This is a genomic window from Fortiea contorta PCC 7126 (assembly GCF_000332295.1).
GTDB lineage: Bacteria > Cyanobacteriota > Cyanobacteriia > Cyanobacteriales > Nostocaceae > Fortiea > Fortiea contorta.
This window is the reverse complement of sequence record NZ_KB235930.1, coordinates 2,423,537-2,450,512: the sequence shown is the minus strand read 5'-3', so window position 1 is coordinate 2,450,512 and position 26,976 is coordinate 2,423,537. Positions and strand designations below refer to the sequence as shown.

Here is a 26,976-nt window from a genome sequence, read left to right as displayed (position 1 = left end):
TGCGACTTAACTTGAGGAGAATCAAGCAATGAAAGCAGTTTGCTGGGAAGGCGCCAACAAAGTACAAGTCGAGACTGTACCCGATCCTCAAATCCTTAATCCCCGTGATGCGATCGTCAAAATCACGTCAACGGCGATTTGCGGCTCTGATTTACATTTATACGACGGCTACAATCCGACCATGAAACCGGGTGATATCCTCGGTCATGAATTCATGGGAGAAATCGTGGAACTAGGTAGCGGCGTTAAGAATAAAAAAGTTGGCGATCGCGTTGTTGTCCCTTTTACGATTTCCTGCGGCTCGTGTTTCTTTTGCCAAAAGGATTTATGGTCGCTGTGCGATAACTCCAACCCCAACGCTTGGATGGCAGAAAAACTCATGGGTTATTCTCCATCAGGTCTTTTTGGCTACTCTCATTTAACGGGGGGCTACGCAGGCGGTCAAGCAGAATATGCCCGCGTTCCTTTTGCTGACGTCGGTTTATTCAAGATTCCCGACGGACTAACAGACGAGCAAGTGCTGTTTTTTACTGATATTTTCCCCACTGGTTATATGGCTGCAGAAAATTGCGACATCGAACCAGGAGATACGGTGGCGATTTGGGGTTGCGGCCCTGTGGGACAGTTTGCGATTAGAAGTGCCTTTATGCTTGGTGCTGGGCGAGTGATTGCGATTGATCGCGTTCCCGAACGGCTGCAAATGGCGAAAGATGGGGGAGCGGAAGTTTTGAATTATGAAGAAATCGAGGTGGGTGAAGCCCTCAAAGAAATGACGGGAGGTATGGGGCCAGATTCAGTCATGGATGCAGTGGGAATGGAGGCTCACGGCTTGGGTTTGGAGGGTTTTTATGACAAAGCCATGCAAGCAGTGCGTTTAGAAACAGACCGACCCAATGTCTTGAGACAAGCGATCGTTGCTTGTCGTAAAGGCGGTACGGTGTCAGTTCCTGGTGTTTACACGGGCTTTGTGGACAAAATACCAATGGGTGCATTCATGAACAAAGGTTTGACCATGAAAACAGGACAAACACACCTGCATCGGTATTTGCAGCCCCTACTTGACCGCGTGCAAAATGGCGATATTGACCCCTCTTTTGTCGTCACCCACCGCCTACCGCTAGAGCAAGCACCCCACGGCTACGAAATCTTTAAGCACAAGCAAGACAACTGCATTAAAGTAGTGCTCAAACCGGGTCAAGTTGCCTGAAATCCAGACTTTTGTGTGGGGTGGTTTGAAATTGATAGCGGTTTGCAAAAACAATGCGATCAATGGATTGCAGAGACGTTGTTTTGCAGCGTCTCTACCAAAAAATTTGTCACTTTGATTAAAAAGTCGCTATTGATAGTGCCACTAAATTAAGATAATTTATGCCATTTTTCTGCAGAAAAAGCATTTTAAACACCTAGTAATTACCGTTGTTTATTGTTAGTATCCGGAAGTTTTTATCCAAAAAGTGTACATTTTTATTTTATATACATGTGGGACAAATGCTTGCTAGATAACGTTTTCATCAAAAGACTCGTATTTTACACCAATATTAAAAATCAAATATGAGTTTTAGATGAGAATTCATCATGGTCATAAATATGAGTTTTAGATGAGAATTTACTACAGTTACAAGTTATTATTTATCATGTGTATATGTATACAACTCAAACAGGTAAACAACTATGGTTTTGCTGAATGAATATGTAGGTCACATGTTAATCGGTACACCTTTAGAACGTCCTACCCGTGTGTTGCGAGGCTTGACAGGGATATGGCAGCAATGGTTACATCCTGAGTTGAAGGAGTTATATGTAGAATCACGGCGCATGGAACAGGTGATAAAGCGAGCAGTAAAGGATCCAATGAATTGTGTTGATGTTGGCTCTCACCTGGGGACGATGATTAATATTATTCAGCACAGTTCACCAAATGGTAAACACATAGCAGTAGAACCTGTTCCCCACAAAGTTGATTGGTTGAAACGAAAATATCCAGATGTGGAAGTGCTGCAAATTGCTTTAAGTGATCAAGAAACCGAAGCGGATTTCTTTTTGCAAATAAATAGTTCTGCACTCAGCGGTTTACGTCCCTATGGTACAGATGAAGAAAAATCCCAACGTATTCGCGTCAAATGTATGCGACTGGATGACATTGTGCCCCAAGAACGCCCAATAGGCTTTATGAAAGTTGTAGCTGAAGGGGCAGAATTAGCAGTTATGCGTGGTGGTGAACAGTTAATACAACGTTGTCATCCTGTCATTTTGTTTGATTGTATTATGATTGAAATCGAAAGATTTGGGCTTGTACCCAAAGATTTTTATGATTTTTTAGTGCAAAAGCATTCCTATTCGGTGTTCTTACTCAAAGATTGGCTGGGTAATCAAGAACCACTTTCTTTAGAAGCTTTTGAAGCCGCGATGCGATATCCATTCCAAGCTTTTAGATTCGTGGCTACTTACAATGGCAATAATTAACCCCTATCTTTGAGGAACGCTCCACGAACGGGGTGGTGACAGGGAATAACAACAAAAATTAGCCCTAAATATGGGGTCACAAGCACGATCATTTACTTATTCATAAGTAAGAATATTTTCTTAAGGGATGCATCACATCAGAAAAAAACACGTCCATTATTATCTAATTCTCATCATTTAATCACGGGGATTGCTCTATTTCCTGTTGCCTATTCCCTGTTCTCTTTTAACATTAAAATATGAAAATAATTTGTAGCGTCCACTCTTGATTTTGGCGAACAATATCAATTTGCCTGATAAATTCTCGAAAATAAAATCTGCGTTCAGTTTCCGATAAATCTAACCAAAATTGGGGAATGGAAACAGCTTGAGCGACAGAACGCAAGTTGACTGGTGGGAGAGTGGCTAGTTGGGCTTGAAGTGTAGAAATTTCGGTGCGGAGTTTATATACTCTTAACTGAGCCGTTTCATCATCTAAAACGCCCGTTTCCACTAAAGCGGGTAACTGGGTTAGTACATCTTGCTGACGAGCGATCGCATCTCCTAAACTATTCTTAATTGCATCTAACTGGGGAAAGTTCATCCCGGCTACTGCTAAGGGTAAGTCACTGCAAACCTTGGCGATTGTCTGTTCTAAAACTGCTTGGTAAGCAATAGCGCCACACTTGGAGCGATGGGGACAATGAAGCGGACGCAAGTATAAATATTCTTGCTGTTGATGTCTGCGAGTAACACGAGTAATCGTCATCGATGACTGACACTCACCGCAAACAACCAAACCAGCTAGAGAACGGGGTGCGCTAGCGGTGCGGGCTGGTAAACGACTGTTGCGGCGCAAAATTCGATCAATTTGGGCGGCTTCTTCTGGAGAAATTATTGCTGTGTGGGTATCGGAGATAATTTCGCCATTGTGATAAGCTGTGTTACCCCGATAAACTGGATTAGTTAACCAACGCCTACCTGTGGTGACAGAAATTTTTTTACCATATTTTTTTGCTAGATAACGAACTGCACCCCGGAGGGAACCATAAAGCAAAAAGTTTTCAAAAAAATCTTTTACTACCGGGGAAGTACTGCGGTCAATGGTATACTTTGATTTGCTGCGACGATAACCATAAGGTGCTTTTCCTGGTGGTGGTGCAGCTTCAAGTCGGCTACGAGCATGACCTTGACAGATACGACGACTACGTTGCTGGCGTTGAATTTCTTGTAATAATTTTACTAATTCTGCGCGGGGGTTGGTACTTGCTGAGGGATAAGGTTGTTCAATGGCAATAGTTACCACACCCATTGCTTCTAGTGTACTCAAGCGATCGCTCACTTCTGCAACACTATCCCCTAATTCTTCTAATCGGCGAATCAAAAGATAAACCACCGCTTCGCTTTTGCAATCAGTGATTAACTGCTGTAATTCACCGCGTTTGCCCAAATCATGATAAATCTCATCTACCTCCCATCCCCAACTAGCAGGATCAACGAAGGATTCTAACAAAGGGTCGCTATATGCATAGGCGAAAATTTTCATTGGTAATTTGTTATTGATGATTTGCTTTCACACAACGCAAACAAATTTCATCATAACTGTTTTGGTGAATTAGGTTGACGACTAGTGCGAAAGGTAACATTTACACCTTCATTCGATTGTTCTAATACTAACAATGGCGTTGGTTTAGCTTTTTGATCCCAATGCATATGAGCAATCCTTCCTTGTATTGTTGGTTGCCAATTATCTTGATCTTCCGTTGGGCTAAGATAAGTTTCTACACAGTCAATAATTTGGCTAATAGTCGCAGAAGTTGCTTGTGTCGGTAACTTCATTAACCGGACTTGAATCCGAAACAGCACTCTTTTCGCAGTATTGGGGGGATTCCCAGTCTCATATTCTACATCAAAAATCTCATCGACCTGCCGTCCCGTGTTACTAGCAATTCCCACTGTTCCTTGTTGAGATTGATTCGGACGCAGAGCTTGAGAAATTTTATCCTTGACCCTAATTTTTACTTGATTAATAATCGCAAAATGGAACACCTCCTCTGACATCCGCATCCGCAAATAATCTAGATTAAAATCTCTGGAATTAACCAAATCAGGATTAGTTTCCATTTTGCGAATTGTTTCCAATGCCAACTTAAACTTTTTCTCCAATTCTCGCGCCCGGAACTGTTCAAATCTGATTTTTTTCTCCAGCTTCTTCATCAAGAATTTGCCATAAACAATGGCAGCAATGAGAGATAAAACTAGTCCCCCACAAGTAAGCATTAAAATAGGTGATGTGGGCGTCGCACTGACAGAAACTTCCTGGGAAACTTTTTTAGTCTTTGCCCCCGTAGATTGGGCTATAAATATTGAATGGCTCATAGTTGACACACTAAAACTCTTAACTTCTGATTTTTAGGATGCCCAAATTTTACATATCATCTTGCGGTATGATTGATGTTTTTTACACCTGGATTCACACCGCATATGCTCAATGATTCTGGCGTCTCTATCGGACTAACTACAAATTTACAACCCTTGTCGCAGCTTACATCTGCTAGCTTGCAGCATATTCGCTTGATAGCCACAGATATGGATGGTACCCTGACTCAGGGTGGTAAATTTAGGAGTAAATTGCTACAAGCGCTGGAAGACTTAAAAGCCGCGAATATTCAAGTCTTGATTGTTACAGGACGTTCAGCCGGCTGGGTAAGCGGACTGAGTAGCTTAATGCCAATTGTCGGTGCGATCGCAGAAAATGGCGGTTTATGTTATCTTTCTGGAAAGGATACACCCATAGCCTTAACACCCATTTCCGACTTAGCCAGCCATCGTCAACATCTGGCTACAACTTTCCAAAAACTGCAAACCAGATTTCCCCAAATTCAAGAATCAGCCGATAATCGCTTTCGCATCACAGACTGGACGTTTGATGTCGCAGCTTTAACTCCCAGTGAATTACAAACTCTCAGTCAGCTTTGTCAAGATATGGGTTGGGGATTCACCTACAGTAACGTGCAATGTCATATCAAACCTCAAAATCAAGATAAAGCTGCAGGATTATTGCAAGTATTGCGGGAATATTTCCCTGAATTTTCGCCCACACAAGTGGTAACTGTTGGTGATAGTCCTAATGACGAAAGTTTATTTAATCCCGATTATTTTCCCCTTTCCGTGGGCGTAGCGAATGTGTGGGAATATGCGAATCGCCTACAACATCAGCCAGTTTATGTGACTAGCGCTGCAGAGGGTGACGGATTTTGTGAATTAGCTAGTTATCTTTTACAAATCATGCAAAGATGAGCTATGGTCAGCCATTGGTTTAAAATAATCATGTAGCACTGAAACCTACGACCATGACCGCTACTCTACCTGTCGGTATCGAATTGGAAATCTTTTACCCCAGCGCTGATGGTGAACCAGTGGCAGAAACCTATGACCATTTCTACGCCTTACTTACCACTTTAGAAGTATTAAAACAATATTTAACTGGTTGTCAAGCAACAGTACTGGCAAATCAATTTCTTTACTACGCACAGGGCTTTCCTAAGTTGCGGGTAGCTCCAGATGTGATGGTAATTTTTGATGTCACGCCGGGTGGTAGAGATAACTATAAAATTTGGGAAGAAGGTCAAGTACCCGCAGTCATTTTTGAGATGACATCTTTTGGGACTAAGGATCAAGACCAGATTTTCAAAAAAACGCTTTATGAACAACTAGGTGTAAAAGAATACTGGCTATTTGACCCCAAAGGCGAGTGGTTAGAACAGCCGTTACGGGGCTATCGTTTGCGGGGCGAAACTTACGAACCCATAACAGATAATCGCAGTGAACCGCTACAACTGCGCCTTTTGGTAGAAGGGCGACTAATCGGGTTTTATCGAGAAGATACGGGAGAAAAGCTGTTGATCCCCGATGAATTAGCAACAGCGCTACAGCATGAGGTTGTAGCCAGACAACAAGCAGAAGAAGTAGCAGAGCAGGAACGTCAACGCGCAGAGCAGGAACGTCAACGCGCAGAGCAGGAACGCCAACGAGCAGAGCAGGCGCAATTGGAAGTAGAACAATTGAAAGAAAGACTGCGATCGCTCGGCGTCGATACTGATACTCTTCTATAATGCATATATTATTTTCTACTTCTGTGCACAATTAAAAATCATCCAGCAAGTAGATGTCTTTGCGTACAAAATATCAGCAAATTCTCCGCTAAAAAAACTGTTTTTTTCTCGCCTTTAATCAGTTAATTTAACCTATAAATTAGCTTGTACTTATCAAACGATCTTTCCCTATGTATTCAATAATATTCACATTGACATTAGTTACATAAGTAACATATAACTAAATGTCCGGTACTTGATTGGCAATTTTCTTCCAAGATTAGTTTTGGTAAAACCTAACTGGAGTAAGGGGAAACTCTACTTCAGCCTGCAAAACTGTATTTTTAGGCACGGTATAGTTTCATTACTATGGTTTTGTGGTCAACATAGGGGATCGCTATATTCTGTATCAGCAATCAATAAGTTAAAGAAATACCATTTTTATATTTTCTTTGTTATTTTGTATTTAACGGGACAGTTCTTCGACAACTGGTGAGTTTAAATAACAATTAGTTACGCTATTTTCCCGCTAACTCTATTGCAATTAGTCTGTCGTGCTTGTCGAAATTATGTTGTTAAGCACAATACAAATTGCCGAGATAGAGTTGATAGCAATGCTCACAATCTGCCAACAGTTTCTCAACATCAAAAAAACCGCAATTACGATTATGATCAAGGTAACTAGTCAGCACATCATTCTTTCTGCATTTATTAACCCTGTAAGCGAAAAGCATCAAACAGTTAATAATCACCAATTGACTCAACATAAATTAGATTTATTACAACCATTGCGTCAATGGTTAGATAATCTGGATATTCAGAATCAGAAATTAGCTAAATTGATTGCTAAACATATTCCCGCACAATGTCCCTTCGAGCGCGATATTATGCTCTTTGGACGCAAAATTGGACATATTCCTCCCATGTGCAAACTCAACCCGCTTTACGATCAACTCGTAGGCTTGCGTTTTCGCGCCCTCTGCTATTTGGTTGATCAATGTGGAGAAGATATCCAGTCCTACTGTTAAAAATAAGTAATTGCACAAAATTAAATACATTCGTGAAGACAGGGAACAGGGAACAGGGAACAGGGAACAGAAAAATAATCTGTGTAATTGATTTTGTTTAGCTACTTAACCACTAGTTAACTCTGAAGTATGAAGTGTGAAGTATGAAACCGATAAATTTGTATATTCAGCCCTTCATCGATTTGTAATGGTTGCTTGATTTACGCCGTGACGTACTAAAGAGTTCATAATTGTTGTAGTGGAAAGTAAATTGTCGAAGAGGCACAGGTACAGCCTAACCTTAGCATCCCATACAAAAAATCTTTTCCTACCGCAATCTTTGATGAGCAAGTTGAGAGAAATGTTACTACATTTAAGTACTTGGCAGGAAATCGAAACTTATCTACAAACATCCAAAGGTATTATCCTGCCGATTGGTTCCACAGAACAACACGGCCCCACAGGTTTAATTGGTACTGATGCCATTTGTGCTGAAGCGATCGCCCGTGGTGTGGGAGAATCAATTCAAGCGATCGTTGCACCAACAATCAATGTCGGGATGGCACTACACCACACCGCCTTTCCTGGGACAATAAGTCTGCGCCCCAGTACCATGATTCAGGTGGTGCGAGATTATGTAACTTGTTTAGCTAAAGCAGGTTTTACCAAGTTCTATTTTATTAACGGACACGGTGGGAACATCGCCACTCTCAAAGCAGCTTTCTCCGAAATCTACGCCCATCTAGAAGATTTGCACATCCCCAATGCACAAAAAGTGCAGTGTCAAGTCGCTAACTGGTTTATGTGCAATTCTGTATATAAACTGGCTAAAGAATTATATGGGGATCAAGAAGGTTCTCACGCCACACCCAGTGAAGTTGCTCTCACTCAATATGTTTATCCTGAGGTGATTAAGCAAGCACCTTTGTCACCAGAAGTTGCTAGTGGACATAGAATTTATAGTGCAGCCGACTTTCGCTCCCACTACTCAGATGGACGCATGGGATCAAATCCAGCTTTAGCCACACCAGAACACGGTCAGCAATTTTATGAATTGGCGGTGAAGGAACTCAGCAATGGCTATTTAGAATTTCTAAACCAAGATTGATTCGGTCTTAACTGAGTCTGGAAACGGCTGTAAACAATTTGGGTGGGATACCAGGAACAAAGCCAGTACAAATCTTGCATCACCCGGTAAGAACTACCCTCATTTTCTAACTCCAAGTGAACCAGAGCTAAATTATTCAGCCCCAGTACTTCCTTCCCCTCCTGAAACCAGCGATATTTCCAAAACATTAAAGGCTGTAACCATACCCACCGCGACATTTGTGCTTGTTTCCAGGGAGCAATTAATGATGACACATCGGCGCTGAAGTCAGGGGTGCGAGCGCTGTTTCGGGGTATCCACTCCAGCACACAACGCCAGTCTGGGTTAAGCGGGGGTCTTGTCCTGGAGCGGTGCGATCGCGCTTGTTTGGCTGAAAGTTCCATCATCTCGAATGGGTTGATTTGACCTATCCAATGTCGCGCTTTTTCTGGTAATAGCCACTGTTTTAAGCGTGTGTGCACCAACCGCGTCAAATTTTCTTCATTTTTCAACGCACTAGCAGTTAACTGCACCAGCACAGATTTTAATTGAGAATGTGTCTGTGTGTGAGACAAACGAGCCACCGAACTGTAGTGAATATCTCCCGATAAAACAATGACTTGTTGACGTTGTGCAAATAAGATGGTGAGAAATCGCGCTAACGCTTCAGTATTAATATTCCAAGCATCTCCCACATCCGTAGAATAAACTTTCCCCCGTCGCCATTGCCAATTGTGAACCCAATCAATTACTTGTAGTCCAAATACATTAGTGGGTGCAATCACGAATGTCGCGGGAATCTCGGTTTGCACAGATAAGGGCGCAAGCAATTGTTGCTCTAAAGCTTGTGGACATAGTAGCATCGGTGGAGCGATCGCTTTTTGCTCAATGGGATATCCCCGCCAAGTACGGGTATCCAGCACAATAACTTCATGACAACTGCTGCGAATAGTATAGTTCCAAGTCAGGGCTTGTGGATCGCGCTTGAGGATAAATACCGCACCGTCTTCCGCAAATTTGGGTAAATCTGTTAGCGGGTCGCTGATGGGCATACCTACATAACGAGCGATCGCTTGATCCGCTGCTGTATCCGTCCCTTGTGAAGCCGACCAAGCCTGGGCTGCAGCCAGCAACTTTTCACCGTTTTGACCCGCCGCAAATTGCTTTGGTGTATTCCCCCAGGCTTGAAACACAGTATAAGCTAACAATGCATTTTGCACTACTCGTCGCCCCAGAGGCATTCCCAGCACCCGCAAACACCAAGCTTGGTTGAGGTTCCAGTCATCACTGACGTCATGATCGTCAAAAATGGTGTACATGGGAATATTGGCGAGAGCACGACGCACTTTTCCCAAGGTATAAATAAATTGCTGCAAATCCCGTACCGCCCGATCCCAGTGGCGAATCGCTTTTCTGGAGCGTTTGACTTGGCGTCCTTGGGGAAATTCACTCGGCCAGCACACTGGCGACCAAGCTAATAAATAAGTAGCATAATACTCACCCAAACTCAAAAGATGACTATTGACCTTCTCAGTTTTATTACTAAATCCAGCAGTAAAACCCGCTGCATCTGTGGCAACTTTCGCCCGCTTTCCAGGCGGTAATTGTCCAGGAGTGTAATACACTCCATTCACGGGTAGCTGTTCTTCCCAACCTAGCAGCGCATCACCCAGAGCACTCGCAGCCCACAACGTCGGGTCGGCTACATCGTCTCCATAAATTTGGTCGCCGGTGAGGAACAATTGATGAGGGCGGCGGTGTGGTTGATTTGCGGCGGCGGCGATGAGACAATCCAGAATAGGCAGGGCATCAAAACCATGACCGTGAGGTTTGCGACAAGAAGCATGAACAATTCGCAAATCTTGGAGACGATTTGGTGGTAAGGCAAATGTTGGTTTTTGGTGCTCAAAATAGCTGATGTTGACTGCACCAAAGTTGTTTGAGCACAATGCTTGCTGTAGGGTTTGCTTGGTTTGGTCAGCGGCGGTAAACTCCAGATTATATGCATATATCTGCTCATTTGTCAAACTTTTTCCGTTCGCCGAACTAGCTGTTACAGCCACGACATGGAAATGCTTACCCAAGGCAAAAGTAGACCGCTTCCCTACTAATAAGCAATTTCCTAGCGTTGTACCATGATTGATGGTGTCATAGACCTTGAGTTCCACCTCACAGGACTGTTTTAGCGCTACCCAGACCGTCACTGACTCAGTTTCAGTGTGTTGTAAAATCGGCCCTGCTAAAATCAGCGGTAGTTTAGAGAAAAACTCACCTCTAGCTTGATGTTTCATGGCTTTGATATCACTCCTGCAACAATACAACGAAATCACTCCTGTCAGGGGATTTTTTGGGAGTGCGATCGCTTTTTCGATTGCAACTTCTTGTCTAAGTGTAATCGGACGAGCTTGAAAGACTGATAGAACTGTTTTGTATGACTAAAAACTATGGCAGACTGCTGATGGAATTAATTTTAGGATGATAACTATCATGTCTACCGTATCAACACAAGCGATCGCTACTTTGATTGCTGAATACTTTGCGGCTACACGAGTAATGGATGTAGAAGCTTGGTTGGAGACATTTGCAGAAGATGCCATTGATTACGATCCAGTGGGTGGTAATGTCTTAAAAGGGCATAGGGAAATTGGCCAGTTTTTCTTGAGTGTTACCGACATGTTTGCAACCGTAGGACTGACTGAAGAGTTTGTGCATATTGTGGGCAATGAAGTTGCTGTCAAATGGACGGGACGCGGTACTGGCAAAAACGGTCAAGAGGTAATATTTGAAGGCATTGATTTATTTGAAATTAATGCAGCTGGTAAAATTCAAACACTCAGAGCTTACTGGAATGCAGACGCAGCGATCGCTAAATTACAGGAAAATCGAGTGTCTACTCAACTTTAGAGTAAACCCTCTGCGGTCTAAAAACACGCAGAGGGTTGAATAACAGGTAATCTGATGACGTACCGTAATTGCGGGGCAAAATTAATCGATTTTATTTGTTGTTAATTTCTTGGCTCGACGTTTCAAAACAACTCCCAATCCCGCTGCGGTTGCGGTTCCGAGTATCGTCAAGGGTTCAGGGACGGGTTGCGCTTGACCAACAATTAAATCATTCACAGTGGGCCAAATAAACGCACCGTTTGGTTGGGTGATGAAAGTCTCTAGACTCGTCAAAGGAGTCCCATCAGTAGAAACGAAGCCAAAGAAGTTAAGCGCACTATTAGTTGAAGCCGATAAAGATGAGCTGCCTCCATTGACTGTAGCGTTTATCGTCCCTGCAGTGAGCGCGCCATTAACATTACTTGCGAAAAAGTAACCACCGATTGCCGTAATCGCCGGACTAAAATTAGAAAAAGTTATGGTATCTGTAGCTATATTAGTCGATAGCCATCTATTAGCATTACTACCAGCACCGTAAAAATCGTCTGGTACTGAAGCTCTATAAGAATAAGTTCCATTACTAAAATTGATGGGACTTGCAGTTGTACCGGTGATTGATACAGAATTAAAGGTTTCTAAATAGTATCCAGGTTGGATAGCATTCAGAAAACTTGCTCGGTTGGTATACTGAACGATCGCCGCTTGAGCAGGATTAGCTGCAATCATGATGGAAGTCGCCAAAGTGCCTAAAGCAACAGTTTTAGTTAACACGTTCATCGGTAAGTTTCCACAAATATTGACATTACTGTGTTGCTTTTACTAAATAACTCAGTAGAAACCGGAAAAGTAAAAATGTAAGTTTTTATTTTTACTAAAACTTTATACGGTAATTACAGAAATAAAATATTGTATTATTTGTAATTAGCTTGCATTTATTGATGAATTATGCGTATATGTACTGAAAATGACGGCATGGCAAGTTTATCTGAAGGTATCTTCAGCCATCAGGAACCGGGGGCTAGGGACTAGTTTTTTACTGAGCATTCAGTACTTACAAGTCAGCTAATTACGGAAAAATTCCACAACCAAAGATGAAAATCTCTCCCCCCTAACCCCTAGTTCCTAATCCCTAGTCCGTATTTTCAATTAACTCTGGGCGATACCTTCCTCACGAGCGGCGCGTTGTACAGCCGCAGCCACTGCACTAACCACTCGCTCATCAAAGACTGAAGGAATAATGTGTTCCCGACTCAAGTCTGAAGGCTTGATTAAAGAAGCGATCGCACTGGCTGCTTCTAAATACATTGTGGTGGTAATTGCCTGTGCTCGACAATCTAATGCACCCCGAAACACCCCAGGAAACGCCAGAACATTGTTAATCTGATTTGGATAGTCACTACGCCCGGTAGCAATCACAGCCACATTTTTGCTGATTAATTCTGGTTGAATTTCGGGAATCGGATTTGCCATTGCAAACACAATCTGGTCTTTCGCCATCGATAGCACCATTTCTGGTGTCAAAACTCCGGGTACACTCACACCGATAAATACATCCGCCCCTTGCAATGCACCCGCCAGAGTTCCTTGGGCTTTGACAGCAAATTCGCGCTTTTCTTCTGTGAGGTCAGCACGACTGGTCGAGATAATTCCTTTCGAGTCGCAAATCCAGATTTTATCAGCGCCAGCTTTCTTGAGTAAGCGGGCGATCGCTACCCCAGCCGCTCCAGCACCGTTAATCACAATCCGGATTTCTGCTATTGACTTATTGACCAATTTCAGGGCGTTAAACAGCGCCGCCAAGGTGACGATCGCTGTCCCATGCTGGTCATCATGAAACACAGGGATATCTAATTCTTGACGCAACCGCTGTTCAATCTCAAAGCAGCGAGGAGCGGCGATATCTTCTAAATTCACACCGCCAAAAACTGGCGCCAGATGCTTCACTGTCCGCACAATCTCGTCTGTATCCTGGGTTGCCAAGCAAATAGGGAAAGCATCTAGACCTGCGAATTCTTTAAACAGCATCGCTTTTCCTTCCATGACTGGGAGAGCAGCCGCTGGCCCCAGATTTCCCAATCCCAAGACAGCACTACCATCAGTAACAATCGCTACCGTATTTTTCTTGATAGTTAAGTTATAAACTTCCTCTGGGTTTTGGGCGATCGCATTACAAATCCGACCAACACCGGGAGTATAAGCCATTGCTAAATCAGAGACACTCTTGAGCGGAATTCTGCTAGAAATACTGATTTTGCCACCGCGATGTAAATTAAAGGTGCGATCGTAGACATTCACCACCTTAATGTCTGGTAATGCTTTCACCGCCTGTACAATCGTCTCTGCGTGCTCAGTGCTCGCCGCATCCACAGTCAAATCACGGATAGAAAGCTGGCGAGTTTGCTCAATTAAATCGATTTGTCCCAAATTACCACCATTGGAGGCGATCGCCTGGGTAACTGACGCCAACATCCCTACACGATTGGGAATCTGCAAACGCAGCGTCAAACTAAAACTGGAATTAGGAGTTAAGGTTGTCATGTTGCTGAAGATTTTCAGTTTTAGATTTTATATTAGATTAATCAGTAAAAATCAGCAGAAGCGCGATACAGCGATTCCCATTCACGTGAGGTGCAAAATTATATCGCATACTGTAGGGGCGAACGGTTGTTCGCCCTTTCTTTTAAAGCATATCGCCTCAGCGAATAAATATAGATACCATTTCAAATCTAGCGATCGCTCTCCAGCTCACCTCAAAAGCTGCATTTCCGCTAAAATCAAAAACTAAAGATTGCGGATAAGGGGAAATTAGGGTGCTTACACTCGGCGTCAACATCGATCATATCGCCACCATTCGACAAGCGCGGCGGACAGTGGAACCAGACCCCGTAGCAGCAGCGGTGCTTGCGGAGTTGGGAGGTGCAGACGGGATTACTGTACATCTGCGAGAAGACCGAAGACATATTCAAGACAGAGACGTGCGTTTATTGCGACAAACAGTGCGATCGCATCTGAATTTAGAAATGGCCGCTACAGACGAAATGCTGGCGATCGCCCTCGACATCAAACCCGATTACGTCACTTTAGTCCCCGAAAAACGCGAAGAAGTCACCACAGAAGGCGGCTTAGATATCGTCGGTCAAGTTGCTAGAATAGGCGAGATAGTCGATAAATTACAGAGCGCCGACATTCCAGTCAGTTTATTCATAGACGCAGACTCTGCACAAATCGAGGCATCTGTCAAGGTCAAAGCCAAATTTATTGAACTACACACAGGGCAATATGCAGAAGCTCTCACAGCAACAACCCGCCAACAAGAATTAGCAGTGTTAGCTAAAGGGTGCCAACAAGCAATTCAAGCGGGACTGCGAGTGAATGCAGGTCATGGACTCACCTACTGGAACGTTTATCCTGTGGCGAGTATTCCCGGAATGGAAGAACTCAACATTGGTCACACTATCATCAGTCGCGCTGCCTTGGTAGGTATGGAAAGAGCAGTCAGGGAAATGAAACAAGCGATGAAGGGGTGATGGGGTGATGGGGTGATGGGGTGATGGGGTGATGGGGTGATGGGGTGATGGGGTGATGGGGTGATGGGGAGACTTGTACTGAGCGGAGCCGAAGTATGGGGTGGTGGGGATTAAAGGGTGAGCCTTTGAACCTCAAGCGTCAGCCTCTAAGCCTCAAGCGCGAGCCTCTGAGCCTCAAGCGTCAGCCTTTGAACCTCAAGCGCGAGCCTCTGAGCCTCAAGCGTCAGCCTTTGAACTCGAAGCGTCAGCCTTTGAACCTCAAGCGCGAGCCTCTGAGCCTCAAGCGCGAGCCTCTGAGCCTCAAGCGTCAGCCTTTGAACCTCAAGCGCGAGCCTCTGAGCCTCAAGCGTCAGCCTTTGAACCTCAAGCGCGAGCCTCTGAGCCTCAAGCGTCAGCCTTTGAACCTCAAGCGTCAGCCTTTGAACCTCAAAGCTTCCCATCCCCCCACCTCCCCATCACCCCACCTCCCCATCACCCCACACTCCCCACACTCCCAGAGGGGTTGTCACTGCGAAATCTAGACAATTGGCAGCACAAACTTCAAGCAAAAACTTCTATGAGCGCCACACAGTCTAATAATCTGCCGCTTTGGGTACAGAATCGAGATACTGTAATTGTTGCCAGCACCGATGCTGAGTGGCGGTATCAACAACCTCCAGATTACTCTCGTTCTCAAGAAAATCTCGCCAGAGAGAGTACACGTAATCATCTAGACGGTACACTAGAGGCGATCGTGCAAAATTTGGTGAGAACCTTCGAGATGGAGGTATCTTTCAAAACTAATCCACAGCAATGGTTATCTGTGGTCAACGACAGCTTTCGTGTGAGTACCAACGGTGGCACAGAGTACACAGCCGCAGATTTATCAGCTCAAGGTACTTACAGTTTATTCATGGCTGACTCAGAACATTACAAAGCTTCCGAAGAAACCTTTGAGTCATCAGCAAAACTTTTTCATACCACATTCCCTCAAGGATTTCCCTGGGAATTGTTGGAAGTGTTATCAGGGCCGCCCAACGTCACATTCAAGTGGCGACATTGGGGACACTTTCAAGGTGCTTACAAAGACTACGCGCCAACTGGAGAGACAGTAGAAATTATCGGTATGAGCGTTGCTAGAGTTACCGATGACCTACAAATTATTTCCCTAGAACACTACTTTGACAACACCCTGTTTCTAGAAAAACTGACAGCAGGCGGTAAACAATCAAATAGTGACAATCAGGGAAATGCTGCTTGTCCCTTCAGTTCTTGGTTCAAAAAAGTCAAGAAAAGTTAAATCTTCTGGGCACAGGATACACACTGTGCCCTTAAATATCTATAAGGCGAATCAGGAATCAAAATGCAAACATATTATTACGTTTTGGCAAGTCAAAAGTTTTTACTACAAGAAGAACCCATAGACGAAGTACTTAAAGAGCGGACTCGTTATTACCACGAACAAGAAAAAGAAATTGATTTTTGGTTGGTGAAGCAACCTGCTTTTTTAGACGCGCCAGAATTTGCAGCAATCAAAGCTCAGTGTCCCCAACCAGCAGTAGCAATTGTTTCTACTGACGCCCAATTTATTACTTGGCTAAAGCTGCGGTTGGAGTATGTGATTACCGGCGATTTTCAAGCTCCCTCCGCCACGATTCCCAACGCTTTAGCATCTTTAGCTGCAGTGGGATAAGTAGGGGAGTGGGGAGGTGGGGTGATGGGGTGATGGGGTGATGGGGTGATGGGGAGGTGGGGATGAAAGTTTGAGCTTCTGAACCTGAAGCGTGAGCCTTTAAGCCTGAAGCGCGAGCCTTTGAACCTGAAGCGTGAGCCTTTAAGCCTCAAGCGCGAGCCTTTGAACCTCAAGCGCGAGCCTTTGAACCTCAAGCGCGAGCCTTTAAGCCTCAAGTGTGAGCCTTTAAGCCTGAAGCTTGAGCCTTTAAGCCTGAAGCTTGAGCCTTTAAGCCTGAAGCTTGAGCCTTTAAGCCTCAAGTGTGAGCCTTTGAACCTCAAGCGCGAGCTTTTAAGCCTCAAGCGCGAGCCTTTGAACCTGACGCTTTAATCCCCACACCCCCCACACCTCCCACCCTTCCCACACTCCCCACACCCCCCATCACCCCATCACCCCATCACCCCACCTCCCCATCACCCCACACCCCATTCCCAATTTTTCTTTAGGAGGAACAAAATATATTTCTATAAAATCTTGGAAGACACCATAATTTATCTATTTAACTTTTGTGCTGAGATTTCAGAATTTACCAAGTGCTTTAGTATTAGCGATGTCTACGACGAGCTTCGCTTACGCTGGGTTAATGGGTGGTATAAATACTGTAACCGCTCAACAAGCTAATCCTGTTTGTCAGCCGCCGAATGCTGGCGAGTACCTGTTATTGGTAATCAGTCCCACAGCAGATAATCAAAAGCAACTGCGTGATGCTTTACCGACTGAAATTAAGAGCACCACTTGCCAATATCTCACGGACACTGTGACTCGAATTGGTGGATTCAATAAGATTGATGATGCCAATCGTTGGGCGAGATATATCAACAATATTGTCGGTTTGTCTGCTATAATCACTACGCGACCGGGAGAAACGCAACAATCTCAGACTGTCGCCTATAATCCGCAGGCTTTGAAAGCAGGTTACGCCGTATTGGTGGATTATTTCAACCGTCCAGAACTAGCAAATAGTGTGCAAACGGTTGTGGGAGGGAATGTAGGTTTTGCTACCTATGGTCAACGCCCGTATTTATTGGCAGTTCATACCACCAACCAACAAGAAGCCTACAACACTTTGCAGAAACTCAACGATCGCGGTTTTGTGGCTTATTTAGTTGATAGTCGTAAAGTAGTACTACTAAGATCCGTTGTGCGTTTGTAGTCAGTCATTGGCTTGATTTTTCCATGGTTAACAACGCCACTTGCTCTACTTGGGAAACCCCAAGACCTCGGTGGTTTCCCGTTGTAGCAAGTGGGGCTTCCACGACACTGGCTCCCCAATGCTCCAAATTATGGACTATGAATGAACGATAAATACCTAGCTAACCAAGAAATAGTTATACCTAAAGCCGACCCAGCTATCACCTGAACTGGCGTGTGTCCGAGTAACTCCTTAAGGCGGTCTTGACTAAACTCGTGCTTTTCATCAAATAGCTCGTCAATCATTTGATTGAGAATCCGCGCTTGCTTACCGGCGGCTTGACGAACTCCAGCTGCATCATACATGACGATGATGGCAAACACTGTAGCCAGGGCAAAATCAGGAGAAGCCCATCCTAAAGTTTGCCCAACTCCAACTGCTAAAGAGGTAACTAAGGCAGAATGAGCACTGGGCATACCTCCGGTGGCTACCAAAACACTTACATTGAATTTACGATTTTTTACTAGCTCAATGACGAGCTTTAAAGCCTGAGCAATCAAACAAGTTACCAGAGCAACCAGCAGCACCCGGTTGTCTAAGATGTCGCCTATGTCCTGCATGGTATTTTGGTTAGGTTAGTAGATATTAGCAGCAGTTGTTGTTTTCAGGAAACATTTGGATGCAACCCCAAATCCAAAATCCAGAATTGACCGTCGCTGCGATCGCTGTAGGCGCTTAGTGATTGCGACTGGTGATATAATGAGCGATCGCCTTTAGCGGTTGTGCCAATTCCGCAAACGACTCTAATTCTGCACAAGCTGCTTCTACGAGCTGTTGGGCTTTCGAGCGCGATTCCTCCAGTCCCCACAAGCTAGGATAAGTCACTTTGTTTGCTTTTAAGTCTTTACCCGCAGTTTTCCCTAATTGTTCCTGAGTGGCGGTGATATCCAAGATATCATCCACTATTTGAAATGCCAAACCAATATTTTGAGCGTAACGGGATAACACTTGTACCTCTTGTGCTGATGCTCCCGTTAAGATTCCTCCACACACCACACTAGCTTCTAAAAGGGCAGCTGTTTTGTGGTTGTGAATAAAATTGAGTGTTTCTAGGGAAGTATCCAACTTCCCTTCCGATTCTAAATCTACCACCTGACCGCCAACCAAACCCGCCGCCCCTAAAGCGCGTCCCAGACGGGCGACAACCTGTAGCACTCTGTCCCTGGGAACCTCTGGGGGGGTTTGAGTGGCGACAAACTCAAAAGCAAACGCCAACAAGCCATCGCCCGCTAAAATTGCTACATCTTCACCATAAACCTTGTGATTTGTCAACTTTCCTCGGCGATAATCGTCATTATCCATCGCCGGTAAATCATCATGAATCAGAGACATGGTGTGGATCATTTCCACAGCACAAGCTGTAGGCATAGCCATTTCAATTGTGCCACCAGTCATCTCGCAAGTAGCAAGGCAAAGAATGGGTCGGACACGCTTACCTCCAGCTAAGAGAGAATAGCGCATGGCTTCATAAATTTTCTCTGGATAAACAATAGGAATTGCTTGATCTAAAGCAGTGTCACAAAGCCTTTGACGCTCTTTGAGATAAGCCGATAAATTAAACGTAGCTGCCTCTTGTGTCTTCTTAAACTTATCAGTTGCTACCATGCTTAAAAGTCCCGAAATTTTGAAATTTTTGTCATATGAGTCACAATTTTAAGATGTTCTGGAGCTGAAAGAGTGAAGAATTGGGAGTTAAGAATTAGGAACAAAAACTCATAATTCCCGATTATTGACTCCATACCGCCTTGCATAGCTAGCAAATGTATTTTGCAACAACATAGCGACAGTCATCGGCCCTACCCCACCAGGAACCGGAGTGAGAAACTCAGCGACGCTAGCAATTGATTCCAAATCAACATCGCCGACTAAACGACTTTTCCCATCGACATCTGTGACGCGATTCATCCCCACATCTACCACAACAGCGCCCGGTTTCACCATTTGAGCAGTGATTAATCCTGGTTTACCTGCTGCTGCAATTAGAATATCAGCATTCTGGACAATGGTTTTTAAGTTGTGGGATCGAGAGTGAGCGATAGTCACCGTTGCGTCGGCTTCTAGTAACATTAAAGCCATCGGTTTACCAACCAAAATACTTCTTCCCACCACTACGGCTTGTTTCCCCTGCAAAGGAATTTCATATTCCTGTAATAGCCGCATCACCCCATAAGGAGTGCAACTACGTAAACCAACTTCCCCTCGCACCAGACGTCCCAAGTTGACTGGATGTAGCCCATCAGCGTCTTTATCAGGGTCGATTTGATGCAGCAAGGTGACAGCATCTAAGTGCTGAGGTAAAGGTAACTGCACCAGAATTCCATCCACTTTTGCATCTTGGTTGAGTGTAGCAATTATTGCCTCTAGTTCCCCTTGAGTGGTTTGTGTAGGAAAATGCTGACCAAAAGAGGCGATACCCACCTTAGCGCAGGCTTTTTCTTTATTGCGGACATAAGCTGCTGACGCAGGATTATCCCCTACCATCAACACTGCTAAACCAGGAGGGCGATCAATTTGAGATTGTAATTCCGTAATCCGTTGAGCAAGTCCTTGATGAATCTTGGCGGCTAAAGCTTTACCGTCAAGTAGTTTGGCAGTTTTTGTTGTCATGAGAGTTCCCAGAATATTCGTCTTAAGTTCAAAGTTTAAGATCACTAACCTTTAACCTTCGACTCTCGACTATTATGGTCTTGCTATCTAATGCCGTAGCGTTTTTTAAATTGCAAGACCATACCGTTTATCTTCTCAGATCAATGGAAGATGGGGAATGGGCGTTGGGGAGTGTGGGGGGTGTGGGGAGTGTGGGGAGTGTGGGGAGTGTGGGGAGTGTGGGGAGTGTGGGGAGGTGGGGAGGTGGGGAGGTGGGGAGATGGGGAGGTGGGGAGATGGGGAGGTGGGGAGGTGGGGAGATGGGGAGGTGGGGAGATGGGGAGGTTGGGGATTAAAGTGTCAGCCTTTAAGCCTCAAGTGTCAGCCTTTAAGCCTGAAGTGTGAGCCTTTGAACCTCAAGCGTGAGCCTTTGAGCCTCAAGCGTGAGCCTTTGAGCCTGAAGTGTGAGCCTTTGAACCTCAAGCGCGAGCCTTTGAGCCTCAAGTGTCAGCCTTTGAACCTCAAGCGCGAGCCTTTGAACCTCAAGCGCGAGCCTTTGAGCCTCAAGTGTCAGCCTTTGAACCTCAAGTGTCAGCCTTTGAACCTCAAGTGTCAGCCTTTGAGCCTGAAGCTTTAATCCCCATCTCCCCACACCACCTCATCACCCCATCACCCCATCACCCCATCACCCCACCTCCCCATCACCCCACCTCCCCACCTTCCATGTCCAATAAGCAACAACCAACAACCAATAACAAATGCCAAAAAACTCAGTATTGACATTTCTTTTAATAATAGGACTTTGTGGCTGTGGGGGAGGAAGTCCGTCTGGCTGGAATGCTGGTAGTTTCCGCATTGGTAGCAATATTACCCCGATTCGAGATATAAGACCGGAACAAAATAACCAGGATACGGTTTACATTCAAGGTAAAGTGGAAAGGCAAGTTCCTTTGTTACAGCGTTGGGCGTATCAAATCAATGACTCTACAGGTAAAATTTGGGTTGTTACCAATCAAACTGATTTAACAGCGGGAAAGCCTGTTGTGATTAAAGGCAAAGTTCGTTACAAAAGTATACCTTTAGCAAGTAAAGAGTTTGGGGAAGTTTACTTAGAAGAATAAGCAAAATTTTATGAGTGATCAACGGGTGCATGTAGCGATCGCTATTCTCTACCAACAAGACAAGTTTCTCATGCAACTACGAGACAATATCCCCAATATTGCAGTTCCTGGGTGTTGGGGGCTATTTGGTGGTCATATTGAACTAGGAGAAACTCCAGATGTCGCGGTACAGCGAGAAATTTTAGAAGAAATCGGCTACAATCTCTCAGAATTTGCACAATTTGACTGTTATCCAGATGCAAAAGTCGTACGCCATGTTTTTCAAGCACCACTGTTAGTGGATTTAGATCAACTAGTTCTCAATGAAGGCTGGGACATGGGTTTATTAACAGCAGCAGACATCCGCCAAGGAGAATGCTACTCAGCAAACGCCGGTGAAGTCAGACCATTGGGATTGATGCATCAAAAAATTATGCTGGATTTTATTGAGAAAAGTAGAGGTTAGGGATGAGGGGATAGGGGTTAGGGATGAGGGAGAAGTCAAAATAAAGTTAGATATCGCGTGGAGTCGTCACTCATGCAATCAGTCAATAAACTGCCAAGATGGTTAAGTATCGGGTTAGCATTTCCTATTGCTATTCTTAACGGTTGGCTATTAATCCAAGTCATCCAATATTTTCAACCTTTGGTGAGTATTTGTACTGCCGCTGTAATTTTGGCTTTTGTGCTCAACTATCCGATTCAGTTTCTCCAAGAACGGGGAGTTAAACGAAATTTAGCTGTTGGGGGAGTGTTGCTTTTATCTGTGGTAATCTTGGTAGTGTTAGGCATTATTTTAGTGCCATTGATTATTGAACAACTCAACGAACTGGCTAACATTTTACCTACTTGGATTGATTCTGGTACGCAACAATTACAGGCTTTCCAAGATTGGGCTTTAAAACAACAACAGTTGCCCATTAATTTAAGTGGCTTAATTACCCAAATTTTAGACCGATTATCTAGTCAAATTCAGACTTTTACTGGGAAGATTCTCACTTTTGCTGTTGATACTATCGGTATCGTTGTTAATGTCTTGCTCGCAGTAGTTTTAACTGTCTACTTGGTATTAAATGGCGAGCGTTTATGGAATGGTGTTTTTCAATGGTTTCCTGCTCATATTGGCTCTAAGGTAAGACAATTACTCCAAGAAGATTTTCATAATTATTTTATCGGTCAAGCAACTTTAGGGGCTGTGTTGGCATTAACAATTACCCTAGCGTTTTTTGCTCTACAAGTTCCTTTAGCGCTTCTTTTTGGCATTGGTATTGGCTTTTTCTCTCTGTTTCCCTTTGGTACAGGTGTAGGTATTGCCATAGTTAGTTTTTTGGTGGCGTTGCAAAACTTTTGGTTAGGGGTAGAAGTTGCAGGTGCAGCCGTAGCAATTGACCAAATAAATGCTAATTTTATTGCTCCCCGGATTTTGGGTAATTTAACTGGTTTAAATCCTGTTTGGGTGGTAATTTCTTTGTTAATAGGTGCTAAATTGGGCGGGGTTTTAGGTTTGTTAATTGCGATTCCTATCGCTAGTTTTATTAAAGATATAGCTGATAGTTGGCGGGTGGGAGAGTTGAATCAAATAGAAGAAATTGAACCTGAATCTGTAAAAGTTGTGAATGAAACCGCAGGAACTTTTAGTTAGAATTCAACAGCAGAAGTTAGGGGAAATGGCAGTATAGCAATTTCCAGTTGCGTGAAGTACAAAAATAATGTTTTTCAACGCAGAGGATCGCTAAGGTTAGCGCAGCGAAAAGTTTGTGGGGAAGGTCTCCTTCCACAAAACTTTTCAAGACAGAGGGGCACTAAGGTGTACCATCAGTAATTGGGAACGGCCATAACACCCCCTCGCTCTAAAAAAAATATAAATAAACCTTGAGCGATCGCCTACTCAATACCCCGCCACACGTTATCATCGGGTATTGTGGCTTTTGTGTGCGTAACTCTTAGCACTTATGACTCTCTATTGGCAAAGAATATCTTTTTGAAAAAGCAGGTCAAAAATTCTAAACAGCCTGTATCCATTCTGTCGCCACATATTTAAATTACAAATCACGAATTAGCTATGACTGCTTCTCACTCTGACATTCAGCCAACGGAACTCCATACCACCGCTACGCCTCATGCTGATACGCGATTGGTAGACCGCAGTAAGCTGAGTAAGATGTACCAGCACTATGTGGAGGTGAAAGATAAGTATCCCCATGCGTTGCTGTTGTATCGGGTGGGAGATTTTTTTGAAACTTTTTTCCAAGATGCGGTGACTGTTTCTAGGGAACTGGAATTAGTTCTCACCAGTAAGCACGGTGGTGAAATCGGTCGAGTGGCGATGACTGGTGTCCCCCACCACGCTTGGGAACGCTACACAACTATGCTGGTGGAGAAAGGTTACGCGGTAGTGATTTGTGACCAAGTGGAAGATGCTACGGAAGCTGTAGGCTTGGTGCGTCGTGAGGTGACACGCATTCTGACTCCAGGGACTTTGTTAGAAGAGGGAATGTTAAAATCTAGTCGTAATAATTACCTTGTGGCTGTGGTAATTGCGGCTAATCATTGGGGTTTGGCTTACGCAGATATCTCTACAGGGGAATTTCTCACGACACAGGGAAGTGATTTAGAACACTTGACCCAGGAGTTAATGCGGTTGCAGCCTTCGGAGGTGTTGTTTCCGGTCAATGCTCCTGATTTGGTGAGTATACTACGTCCTGGGGAAACTTCACCTCATCTGCCGCAATGTTTACCGCCATCTTTTTGTTATAGTTTGCGATCGCAAGTACCATTTTCCCAAGGTGAAGCTAGACCGAGATTATTGCAGAAATTTAAACTGCGATCGCTTGAAGGTCTAGGTTGCGATCATCTCCCTCTCGCTGTTCGCGCTGCTGGTGGTCTTCTCGAATACCTGGAAGATACGCAAAAAGAAAACCCAGTTCACCTACAGCTTTTACGTACCTACACCGTTACCGATTATCTAATTGTTGACCATCAAACTCGGCGTAACCTGGAAATTACCCAAACTGTCCGCGATGGCACCTTCCACGGTTCTCTGCTGTGGGCTTTAGATAGAACTAGCACGGCGATGGGGGGGCGAGCGTTGCGGCGATGGTTGTTACAACCGCTACTTGATATTAAAGGTATTCGTGCCCGTCAAGATACCATTCAAGAATTAGTGGAAAATACCGCCCTGCGTCAAGACCTGCGGCAATTGTTACGGCAAATTTATGACTTGGAACGGTTGACAGGAAGGGCGGGTTCTGGCACTGCTAATGCTAAAGACTTGGTAGCTTTAGCAGATTCCCTCTCACGCCTACCGGAATTATCCCGTTTAGTTGTCGAGGCGCGTTCTCCTTTCTTGAAAGCTTTGCAAAAAGTGCCACCAGTTTTAGAAGAATTAGCACAAAAGTTACGTGCAAATATCGTAGAATCACCACCCATACACATCAAAGAAGGTAGTTTAATTCGTTCTGGTGTGAATCCGCTGCTGGATGAAAGAAAGGCGACTGTAGAAGCAGACCAGCAATGGATTGCCAATTTAGAAGTTGATGAACGAACGAGAACAGGAATTCCCACCTTAAAGGTAGGATTTAATAAAACCTTTGGTTACTATATCAGTATTTCCCGCGCCAAAGCTGACCAAGTACCAACTAATTACATCCGCAAGCAAACTCTGACGAACGAGGAACGTTACATCACCCCGGAATTGAAGGAACGGGAAGCCCGAATTCTTTCCGCGCGGGATGATTTAAATCAGTTGGAATATGAAATTTTTGTCGAATTGCGAGAGGAAGTGGGTACGCAGGCGGAAGTGATTCGCAATATTTCGCGCGCTGTTGCTGCGGCTGATGTGTTATCTGGTTTGGCTGAGTTAGCAGTACATCAAGGTTACTGTCGTCCAGAAATTGTGGTGGGAAGGGAAATTGCCATTATTGACGGGCGTCATCCGGTGGTAGAACAGTCTTTACCAGCAGGGTTTTTTGTGCCGAATTCTACGCATTTGGGAACAGATGGGGAGATTTCCAGTTCCTCTCATCCTGACTTAGTTATCCTCACCGGGCCGAATGCGAGTGGTAAAAGTTGTTATCTGCGTCAGGTAGGGTTGATTCAGTTATTGGCGCAGACGGGAAGTTTTGTTCCTGCTAGGTCGGCTAAATTGGGAGTGTGCGATCGCATTTTTACACGAGTGGGAGCGGTAGATGATCTAGCTACAGGTCAATCTACTTTTATGGTGGAGATGAATGAAACTGCTAATATTCTCAACCATGCTACTTCCAGATCCTTGGTATTATTAGATGAAATTGGTCGCGGAACTGCAACTTTTGATGGACTTTCTATTGCTTGGGCCGTAGCAGAATATCTCGCCACAAATATTCAGGGACGGACAATTTTTGCAACTCATTACCATGAGTTAAATGAACTGGCGGGGATGTTAGAAAATGTAGCTAATTATCAGGTAACGGTGAAAGAATTACCTGACAAAATTATCTTTTTACACCAAGTCCAACCGGGGGGCGCTGATAAATCTTACGGAATTGAAGCGGGAAGGTTGGCTGGTTTACCTACAGTGGTGATTCAGCGGGCAAAACAGGTAATGGGTCAAATTGAGCAGCACAGTAAAATAGCAATGGGATTGCAAAATTTGGATAATAGTTAGTTAAAACAGGGAACAGGGAACAGGGAACAGGGAACAGGGGATAGGGAATAGGTAAGAAAGTCAATTCTTCTCAACTCCCACTCTCTGCAGGCCAGTTGCTCCAAATCGGCGGAGCCTTCCTGTGCTAGTGTCCTGCTATGCGTGAGATAAATTCGTGCTCTCAATCAGCAACGCAGAATTTTGAATTGGGATTAATCTTCCAGTGATTTAGCTGGTACTTCGATCGCAGTTACATCAATAGTCCCGTCTGGTGCGAAGCGGCTAAAATGTCCCTCTTTGACCAAAAGCCGCTCCCCACAACTAGGACACTGTAGCTGGCTATTATTTAAACCCGTAAATTCATACCTACAAACAGGACACTGGTCAACAACCAAGTTGCGTTGTAACCACCAACGAAATCCCACAAACGCAATGACGGGTGCTAAAAGTACTAGCCCCACAATAATCAGCAATGAATTAACCAACCAGCCCAAGCCCAGTGATCCTAGCAGCCAGATAACCGCTAACAAGGTGAGCCAAGGGCGGAGATTGACAAGATTTAATTGAAAAGATTTCAGGCTCATGTTTTAACTATCTTGTGGCTCTCTCTCTAGGATAGCGAGTTTACCGCTTGCATCTGTGGGAGTATCAACTAAAGGATGAAGGATGAAGTCTGAAGTATGAAGTTCGATACCAATTCTTACTTCATCCTTTATTCGGTCA

29 protein-coding genes are annotated in these 26,976 nt (G+C 44.3%); 20 read left to right on the top strand and 9 right to left on the bottom strand.

Annotated elements, in window-relative coordinates:
- Positions 1-28: 28 nt before the first annotated feature.
- Both MIC7126_RS0111260 and MIC7126_RS0111255 read left to right on the top strand, forming a co-directional pair.
- Positions 29-1,207 (top strand): zinc-dependent alcohol dehydrogenase, encoded by a 1,179-nt coding sequence (locus tag MIC7126_RS0111260; protein ID WP_017653247.1) that lies wholly within the window; start codon positions 29-31, stop codon positions 1,205-1,207.
- A gap of 464 nt (positions 1,208-1,671) precedes the next feature.
- Positions 1,672-2,463, top strand: a complete 792-nt coding sequence (locus MIC7126_RS0111255; protein WP_017653246.1) for an FkbM family methyltransferase — start codon at positions 1,672-1,674, stop codon at positions 2,461-2,463.
- A 232-nt stretch (positions 2,464-2,695) separates the two neighbouring features.
- On the opposite strand, the gene MIC7126_RS0111250 is transcribed toward MIC7126_RS0111255, so the two are convergent.
- Both MIC7126_RS0111250 and MIC7126_RS0111245 read right to left on the bottom strand, forming a co-directional pair.
- The gene (locus MIC7126_RS0111250) at positions 2,696-3,988 is read right to left on the bottom strand and encodes a recombinase family protein (protein ID WP_017653245.1); all 1,293 of its coding nucleotides are present in this window, start codon (positions 3,986-3,988) and stop codon (positions 2,696-2,698) included.
- Between the two features lie 50 nt (positions 3,989-4,038).
- On the bottom strand, positions 4,039-4,821 hold the full coding sequence (locus tag MIC7126_RS0111245) for a hypothetical protein (protein WP_026100180.1): 783 nt from the start codon (positions 4,819-4,821) through the stop codon (positions 4,039-4,041).
- A gap of 105 nt (positions 4,822-4,926) precedes the next feature.
- Between MIC7126_RS0111245 and MIC7126_RS0111240 the strand changes: the two genes are divergently transcribed.
- The 4 genes from MIC7126_RS0111240 to MIC7126_RS0111225 all read left to right on the top strand — a co-directional run bounded on the left by MIC7126_RS0111240 (position 4,927) and on the right by MIC7126_RS0111225 (position 8,651).
- Entirely contained in the window at positions 4,927-5,742 is an 816-nt protein-coding gene (locus tag MIC7126_RS0111240; RefSeq protein WP_017653242.1) for an HAD family hydrolase, read from the top strand.
- Positions 5,743-5,795: 53 nt separating this feature from the next.
- Positions 5,796-6,557 (top strand): Uma2 family endonuclease, encoded by a 762-nt coding sequence (locus tag MIC7126_RS0111235; protein ID WP_017653241.1) that lies wholly within the window; start codon positions 5,796-5,798, stop codon positions 6,555-6,557.
- Positions 6,558-7,204: 647 nt separating this feature from the next.
- Positions 7,205-7,564, top strand: a complete 360-nt coding sequence (locus MIC7126_RS0111230) for a Mo-dependent nitrogenase C-terminal domain-containing protein (protein ID WP_026100179.1) — start codon at positions 7,205-7,207, stop codon at positions 7,562-7,564.
- Between the two features lie 340 nt (positions 7,565-7,904).
- Positions 7,905-8,651, top strand: coding sequence for a creatininase family protein (locus tag MIC7126_RS0111225; protein WP_017653239.1), 747 nt, complete (start codon positions 7,905-7,907; stop codon positions 8,649-8,651).
- Here MIC7126_RS0111225 and MIC7126_RS0111220 read toward each other — a convergent pair.
- A complete protein-coding gene (locus MIC7126_RS0111220; RefSeq protein WP_017653238.1) occupies positions 8,624-10,921 on the bottom strand; it encodes an alkaline phosphatase D family protein in 2,298 nt (765 codons plus the stop codon). The two genes, MIC7126_RS0111225 and MIC7126_RS0111220, sit on opposite strands and share 28 nt — an antisense overlap.
- 196 nt (positions 10,922-11,117) lie before the next feature.
- Here MIC7126_RS0111220 and MIC7126_RS0111215 point away from each other — a divergent pair, with 196 nt between their 5' ends.
- Positions 11,118-11,534 carry a nuclear transport factor 2 family protein gene (locus MIC7126_RS0111215; RefSeq protein ID WP_017653237.1) on the top strand — a complete coding sequence of 139 codons (417 nt, stop codon included), beginning with the start codon at positions 11,118-11,120 and terminating at the stop codon, positions 11,532-11,534.
- Positions 11,535-11,615: 81 nt separating this feature from the next.
- Here the strand turns inward: MIC7126_RS0111215 and MIC7126_RS0111210 are convergent, their stop codons facing one another.
- Together MIC7126_RS0111210 and MIC7126_RS0111205 are read right to left on the bottom strand one after the other, a co-directional pair.
- Positions 11,616-12,290, bottom strand: a complete 675-nt coding sequence (locus MIC7126_RS0111210; protein WP_017653236.1) for a PEP-CTERM sorting domain-containing protein — start codon at positions 12,288-12,290, stop codon at positions 11,616-11,618.
- A 369-nt stretch (positions 12,291-12,659) separates the two neighbouring features.
- Positions 12,660-14,051 (bottom strand): malic enzyme-like NAD(P)-binding protein, encoded by a 1,392-nt coding sequence (locus MIC7126_RS0111205; RefSeq protein WP_017653235.1) that lies wholly within the window; start codon positions 14,049-14,051, stop codon positions 12,660-12,662.
- A gap of 272 nt (positions 14,052-14,323) precedes the next feature.
- Here MIC7126_RS0111205 and MIC7126_RS0111200 point away from each other — a divergent pair, with 272 nt between their 5' ends.
- The 6 genes from MIC7126_RS0111200 to MIC7126_RS0111180 all read left to right on the top strand — a co-directional run bounded on the left by MIC7126_RS0111200 (position 14,324) and on the right by MIC7126_RS0111180 (position 17,904).
- Positions 14,324-15,040: a pyridoxine 5'-phosphate synthase gene (locus tag MIC7126_RS0111200; RefSeq protein ID WP_017653234.1), complete on the top strand. Its 717-nt coding sequence runs from the start codon at positions 14,324-14,326 to the stop codon at positions 15,038-15,040.
- A 95-nt stretch (positions 15,041-15,135) separates the two neighbouring features.
- Positions 15,136-15,561, top strand: coding sequence for a hypothetical protein (locus MIC7126_RS30395; RefSeq protein WP_154655878.1), 426 nt, complete (start codon positions 15,136-15,138; stop codon positions 15,559-15,561).
- A gap of 35 nt (positions 15,562-15,596) precedes the next feature.
- Positions 15,597-16,319: a hypothetical protein gene (locus MIC7126_RS0111190; protein ID WP_017653232.1), complete on the top strand. Its 723-nt coding sequence runs from the start codon at positions 15,597-15,599 to the stop codon at positions 16,317-16,319.
- Positions 16,320-16,382: 63 nt separating this feature from the next.
- Positions 16,383-16,712, top strand: a complete 330-nt coding sequence (locus MIC7126_RS0111185) for an MgPME-cyclase complex family protein (RefSeq protein WP_017653231.1) — start codon at positions 16,383-16,385, stop codon at positions 16,710-16,712.
- A gap of 120 nt (positions 16,713-16,832) precedes the next feature.
- Positions 16,833-17,081, top strand: a complete 249-nt coding sequence (locus tag MIC7126_RS29325; RefSeq protein ID WP_193787686.1) for a hypothetical protein — start codon at positions 16,833-16,835, stop codon at positions 17,079-17,081.
- Positions 17,082-17,301: 220 nt separating this feature from the next.
- Complete coding sequence (locus MIC7126_RS0111180; RefSeq protein WP_017653230.1) at positions 17,302-17,904, top strand: hypothetical protein; 603 nt, start codon at positions 17,302-17,304, stop codon at positions 17,902-17,904.
- Between the two features lie 128 nt (positions 17,905-18,032).
- Here MIC7126_RS0111180 and MIC7126_RS0111175 read toward each other — a convergent pair whose 3' ends face one another.
- The 3 genes from MIC7126_RS0111175 to folD all read right to left on the bottom strand — a co-directional run bounded on the left by MIC7126_RS0111175 (position 18,033) and on the right by folD (position 20,550).
- Positions 18,033-18,503, bottom strand: a complete 471-nt coding sequence (locus MIC7126_RS0111175) for a divergent PAP2 family protein (RefSeq protein ID WP_017653229.1) — start codon at positions 18,501-18,503, stop codon at positions 18,033-18,035.
- Positions 18,504-18,618: 115 nt separating this feature from the next.
- Entirely contained in the window at positions 18,619-19,548 is a 930-nt protein-coding gene (gene crtE / locus MIC7126_RS0111165; RefSeq protein ID WP_017653228.1) for a geranylgeranyl diphosphate synthase CrtE, read from the bottom strand.
- 108 nt (positions 19,549-19,656) lie between these two features.
- A complete protein-coding gene (folD, locus tag MIC7126_RS0111160) occupies positions 19,657-20,550 on the bottom strand; it encodes a bifunctional methylenetetrahydrofolate dehydrogenase/methenyltetrahydrofolate cyclohydrolase FolD (RefSeq protein WP_017653227.1) in 894 nt (297 codons plus the stop codon).
- Between the two features lie 74 nt (positions 20,551-20,624).
- Here folD and MIC7126_RS30390 point away from each other — a divergent pair, with 74 nt between their 5' ends.
- From MIC7126_RS30390 to mutS, 7 genes are all read left to right on the top strand, one after another.
- Entirely contained in the window at positions 20,625-20,885 is a 261-nt protein-coding gene (locus MIC7126_RS30390) for a hypothetical protein (RefSeq protein WP_154655877.1), read from the top strand.
- Positions 20,810-21,166: a hypothetical protein gene (locus MIC7126_RS31680; RefSeq protein ID WP_154655876.1), complete on the top strand. Its 357-nt coding sequence runs from the start codon at positions 20,810-20,812 to the stop codon at positions 21,164-21,166. The genes MIC7126_RS30390 and MIC7126_RS31680 overlap by 76 nt, the downstream gene beginning before the upstream one ends.
- A complete protein-coding gene (locus MIC7126_RS30380) occupies positions 21,139-21,309 on the top strand; it encodes a hypothetical protein (protein ID WP_161606842.1) in 171 nt (56 codons plus the stop codon). The genes MIC7126_RS31680 and MIC7126_RS30380 overlap by 28 nt, the downstream gene beginning before the upstream one ends.
- On the top strand, positions 21,288-21,650 hold the full coding sequence (locus MIC7126_RS0111145; protein WP_017653224.1) for a hypothetical protein: 363 nt from the start codon (positions 21,288-21,290) through the stop codon (positions 21,648-21,650). Before MIC7126_RS30380 ends, MIC7126_RS0111145 begins: the two co-directional genes overlap by 22 nt.
- 10 nt (positions 21,651-21,660) lie before the next feature.
- Positions 21,661-22,095, top strand: a complete 435-nt coding sequence (locus MIC7126_RS0111140) for an NUDIX hydrolase (protein WP_017653223.1) — start codon at positions 21,661-21,663, stop codon at positions 22,093-22,095.
- Positions 22,096-22,167: 72 nt separating this feature from the next.
- Entirely contained in the window at positions 22,168-23,271 is a 1,104-nt protein-coding gene (locus tag MIC7126_RS0111135; protein WP_017653222.1) for an AI-2E family transporter, read from the top strand.
- A 420-nt stretch (positions 23,272-23,691) separates the two neighbouring features.
- Positions 23,692-26,274, top strand: coding sequence for a DNA mismatch repair protein MutS (gene mutS, locus MIC7126_RS0111130; protein ID WP_026100177.1), 2,583 nt, complete (start codon positions 23,692-23,694; stop codon positions 26,272-26,274).
- A 191-nt stretch (positions 26,275-26,465) separates the two neighbouring features.
- On the opposite strand, the gene MIC7126_RS0111125 is transcribed toward mutS, so the two are convergent.
- Positions 26,466-26,837, bottom strand: a complete 372-nt coding sequence (locus MIC7126_RS0111125; RefSeq protein ID WP_017653220.1) for a hypothetical protein — start codon at positions 26,835-26,837, stop codon at positions 26,466-26,468.
- Positions 26,838-26,976 lie beyond the last annotated feature (139 nt).

What these genes read in the sequence shown, in the direction of transcription:
- MIC7126_RS0111235 (WP_017653241.1), top strand. Translation starts at nt 5,796, where the DNA reads ATGACCGCTACTCTACCTGTCGGTATCGAATTGGAAATCTTTTACCCC.
- MIC7126_RS30390 (WP_154655877.1), top strand. Translation starts at nt 20,625, where the DNA reads ATGGTCTTGCTATCTAATGCCGTAGCGTTTTTTAAATTGCAAGACCAT.
- MIC7126_RS0111215 (WP_017653237.1), top strand. Translation starts at nt 11,118, where the DNA reads ATGTCTACCGTATCAACACAAGCGATCGCTACTTTGATTGCTGAATAC.
- MIC7126_RS0111220 (WP_017653238.1), bottom strand. Translation starts at nt 10,921, where the DNA reads ATGAAACATCAAGCTAGAGGTGAGTTTTTCTCTAAACTACCGCTGATT.
- MIC7126_RS0111255 (WP_017653246.1), top strand. Translation starts at nt 1,672, where the DNA reads ATGGTTTTGCTGAATGAATATGTAGGTCACATGTTAATCGGTACACCT.
- MIC7126_RS0111140 (WP_017653223.1), top strand. Translation starts at nt 21,661, where the DNA reads ATGAGTGATCAACGGGTGCATGTAGCGATCGCTATTCTCTACCAACAA.
- MIC7126_RS31680 (WP_154655876.1), top strand. Translation starts at nt 20,810, where the DNA reads ATGGGGAGGTGGGGAGATGGGGAGGTGGGGAGGTGGGGAGATGGGGAG.
- crtE (WP_017653228.1), bottom strand. Translation starts at nt 19,548, where the DNA reads ATGGTAGCAACTGATAAGTTTAAGAAGACACAAGAGGCAGCTACGTTT.
- MIC7126_RS0111190 (WP_017653232.1), top strand. Translation starts at nt 15,597, where the DNA reads ATGAGCGCCACACAGTCTAATAATCTGCCGCTTTGGGTACAGAATCGA.
- MIC7126_RS0111135 (WP_017653222.1), top strand. Translation starts at nt 22,168, where the DNA reads ATGCAATCAGTCAATAAACTGCCAAGATGGTTAAGTATCGGGTTAGCA.
- mutS (WP_026100177.1), top strand. Translation starts at nt 23,692, where the DNA reads ATGACTGCTTCTCACTCTGACATTCAGCCAACGGAACTCCATACCACC.
- MIC7126_RS0111205 (WP_017653235.1), bottom strand. Translation starts at nt 14,051, where the DNA reads ATGACAACCTTAACTCCTAATTCCAGTTTTAGTTTGACGCTGCGTTTG.
- MIC7126_RS0111175 (WP_017653229.1), bottom strand. Translation starts at nt 18,503, where the DNA reads ATGCAGGACATAGGCGACATCTTAGACAACCGGGTGCTGCTGGTTGCT.
- MIC7126_RS0111125 (WP_017653220.1), bottom strand. Translation starts at nt 26,837, where the DNA reads ATGAGCCTGAAATCTTTTCAATTAAATCTTGTCAATCTCCGCCCTTGG.
- MIC7126_RS0111225 (WP_017653239.1), top strand. Translation starts at nt 7,905, where the DNA reads ATGTTACTACATTTAAGTACTTGGCAGGAAATCGAAACTTATCTACAA.
- MIC7126_RS0111230 (WP_026100179.1), top strand. Translation starts at nt 7,205, where the DNA reads ATGATCAAGGTAACTAGTCAGCACATCATTCTTTCTGCATTTATTAAC.
- MIC7126_RS0111180 (WP_017653230.1), top strand. Translation starts at nt 17,302, where the DNA reads ATGTCTACGACGAGCTTCGCTTACGCTGGGTTAATGGGTGGTATAAAT.
- MIC7126_RS0111145 (WP_017653224.1), top strand. Translation starts at nt 21,288, where the DNA reads ATGCCAAAAAACTCAGTATTGACATTTCTTTTAATAATAGGACTTTGT.
- MIC7126_RS0111250 (WP_017653245.1), bottom strand. Translation starts at nt 3,988, where the DNA reads ATGAAAATTTTCGCCTATGCATATAGCGACCCTTTGTTAGAATCCTTC.
- MIC7126_RS0111210 (WP_017653236.1), bottom strand. Translation starts at nt 12,290, where the DNA reads ATGAACGTGTTAACTAAAACTGTTGCTTTAGGCACTTTGGCGACTTCC.
- MIC7126_RS0111245 (WP_026100180.1), bottom strand. Translation starts at nt 4,821, where the DNA reads ATGAGCCATTCAATATTTATAGCCCAATCTACGGGGGCAAAGACTAAA.
- folD (WP_017653227.1), bottom strand. Translation starts at nt 20,550, where the DNA reads ATGACAACAAAAACTGCCAAACTACTTGACGGTAAAGCTTTAGCCGCC.
- MIC7126_RS0111240 (WP_017653242.1), top strand. Translation starts at nt 4,927, where the DNA reads ATGCTCAATGATTCTGGCGTCTCTATCGGACTAACTACAAATTTACAA.
- MIC7126_RS0111185 (WP_017653231.1), top strand. Translation starts at nt 16,383, where the DNA reads ATGCAAACATATTATTACGTTTTGGCAAGTCAAAAGTTTTTACTACAA.
- MIC7126_RS0111260 (WP_017653247.1), top strand. Translation starts at nt 29, where the DNA reads ATGAAAGCAGTTTGCTGGGAAGGCGCCAACAAAGTACAAGTCGAGACT.
- MIC7126_RS30395 (WP_154655878.1), top strand. Translation starts at nt 15,136, where the DNA reads ATGGGGTGGTGGGGATTAAAGGGTGAGCCTTTGAACCTCAAGCGTCAG.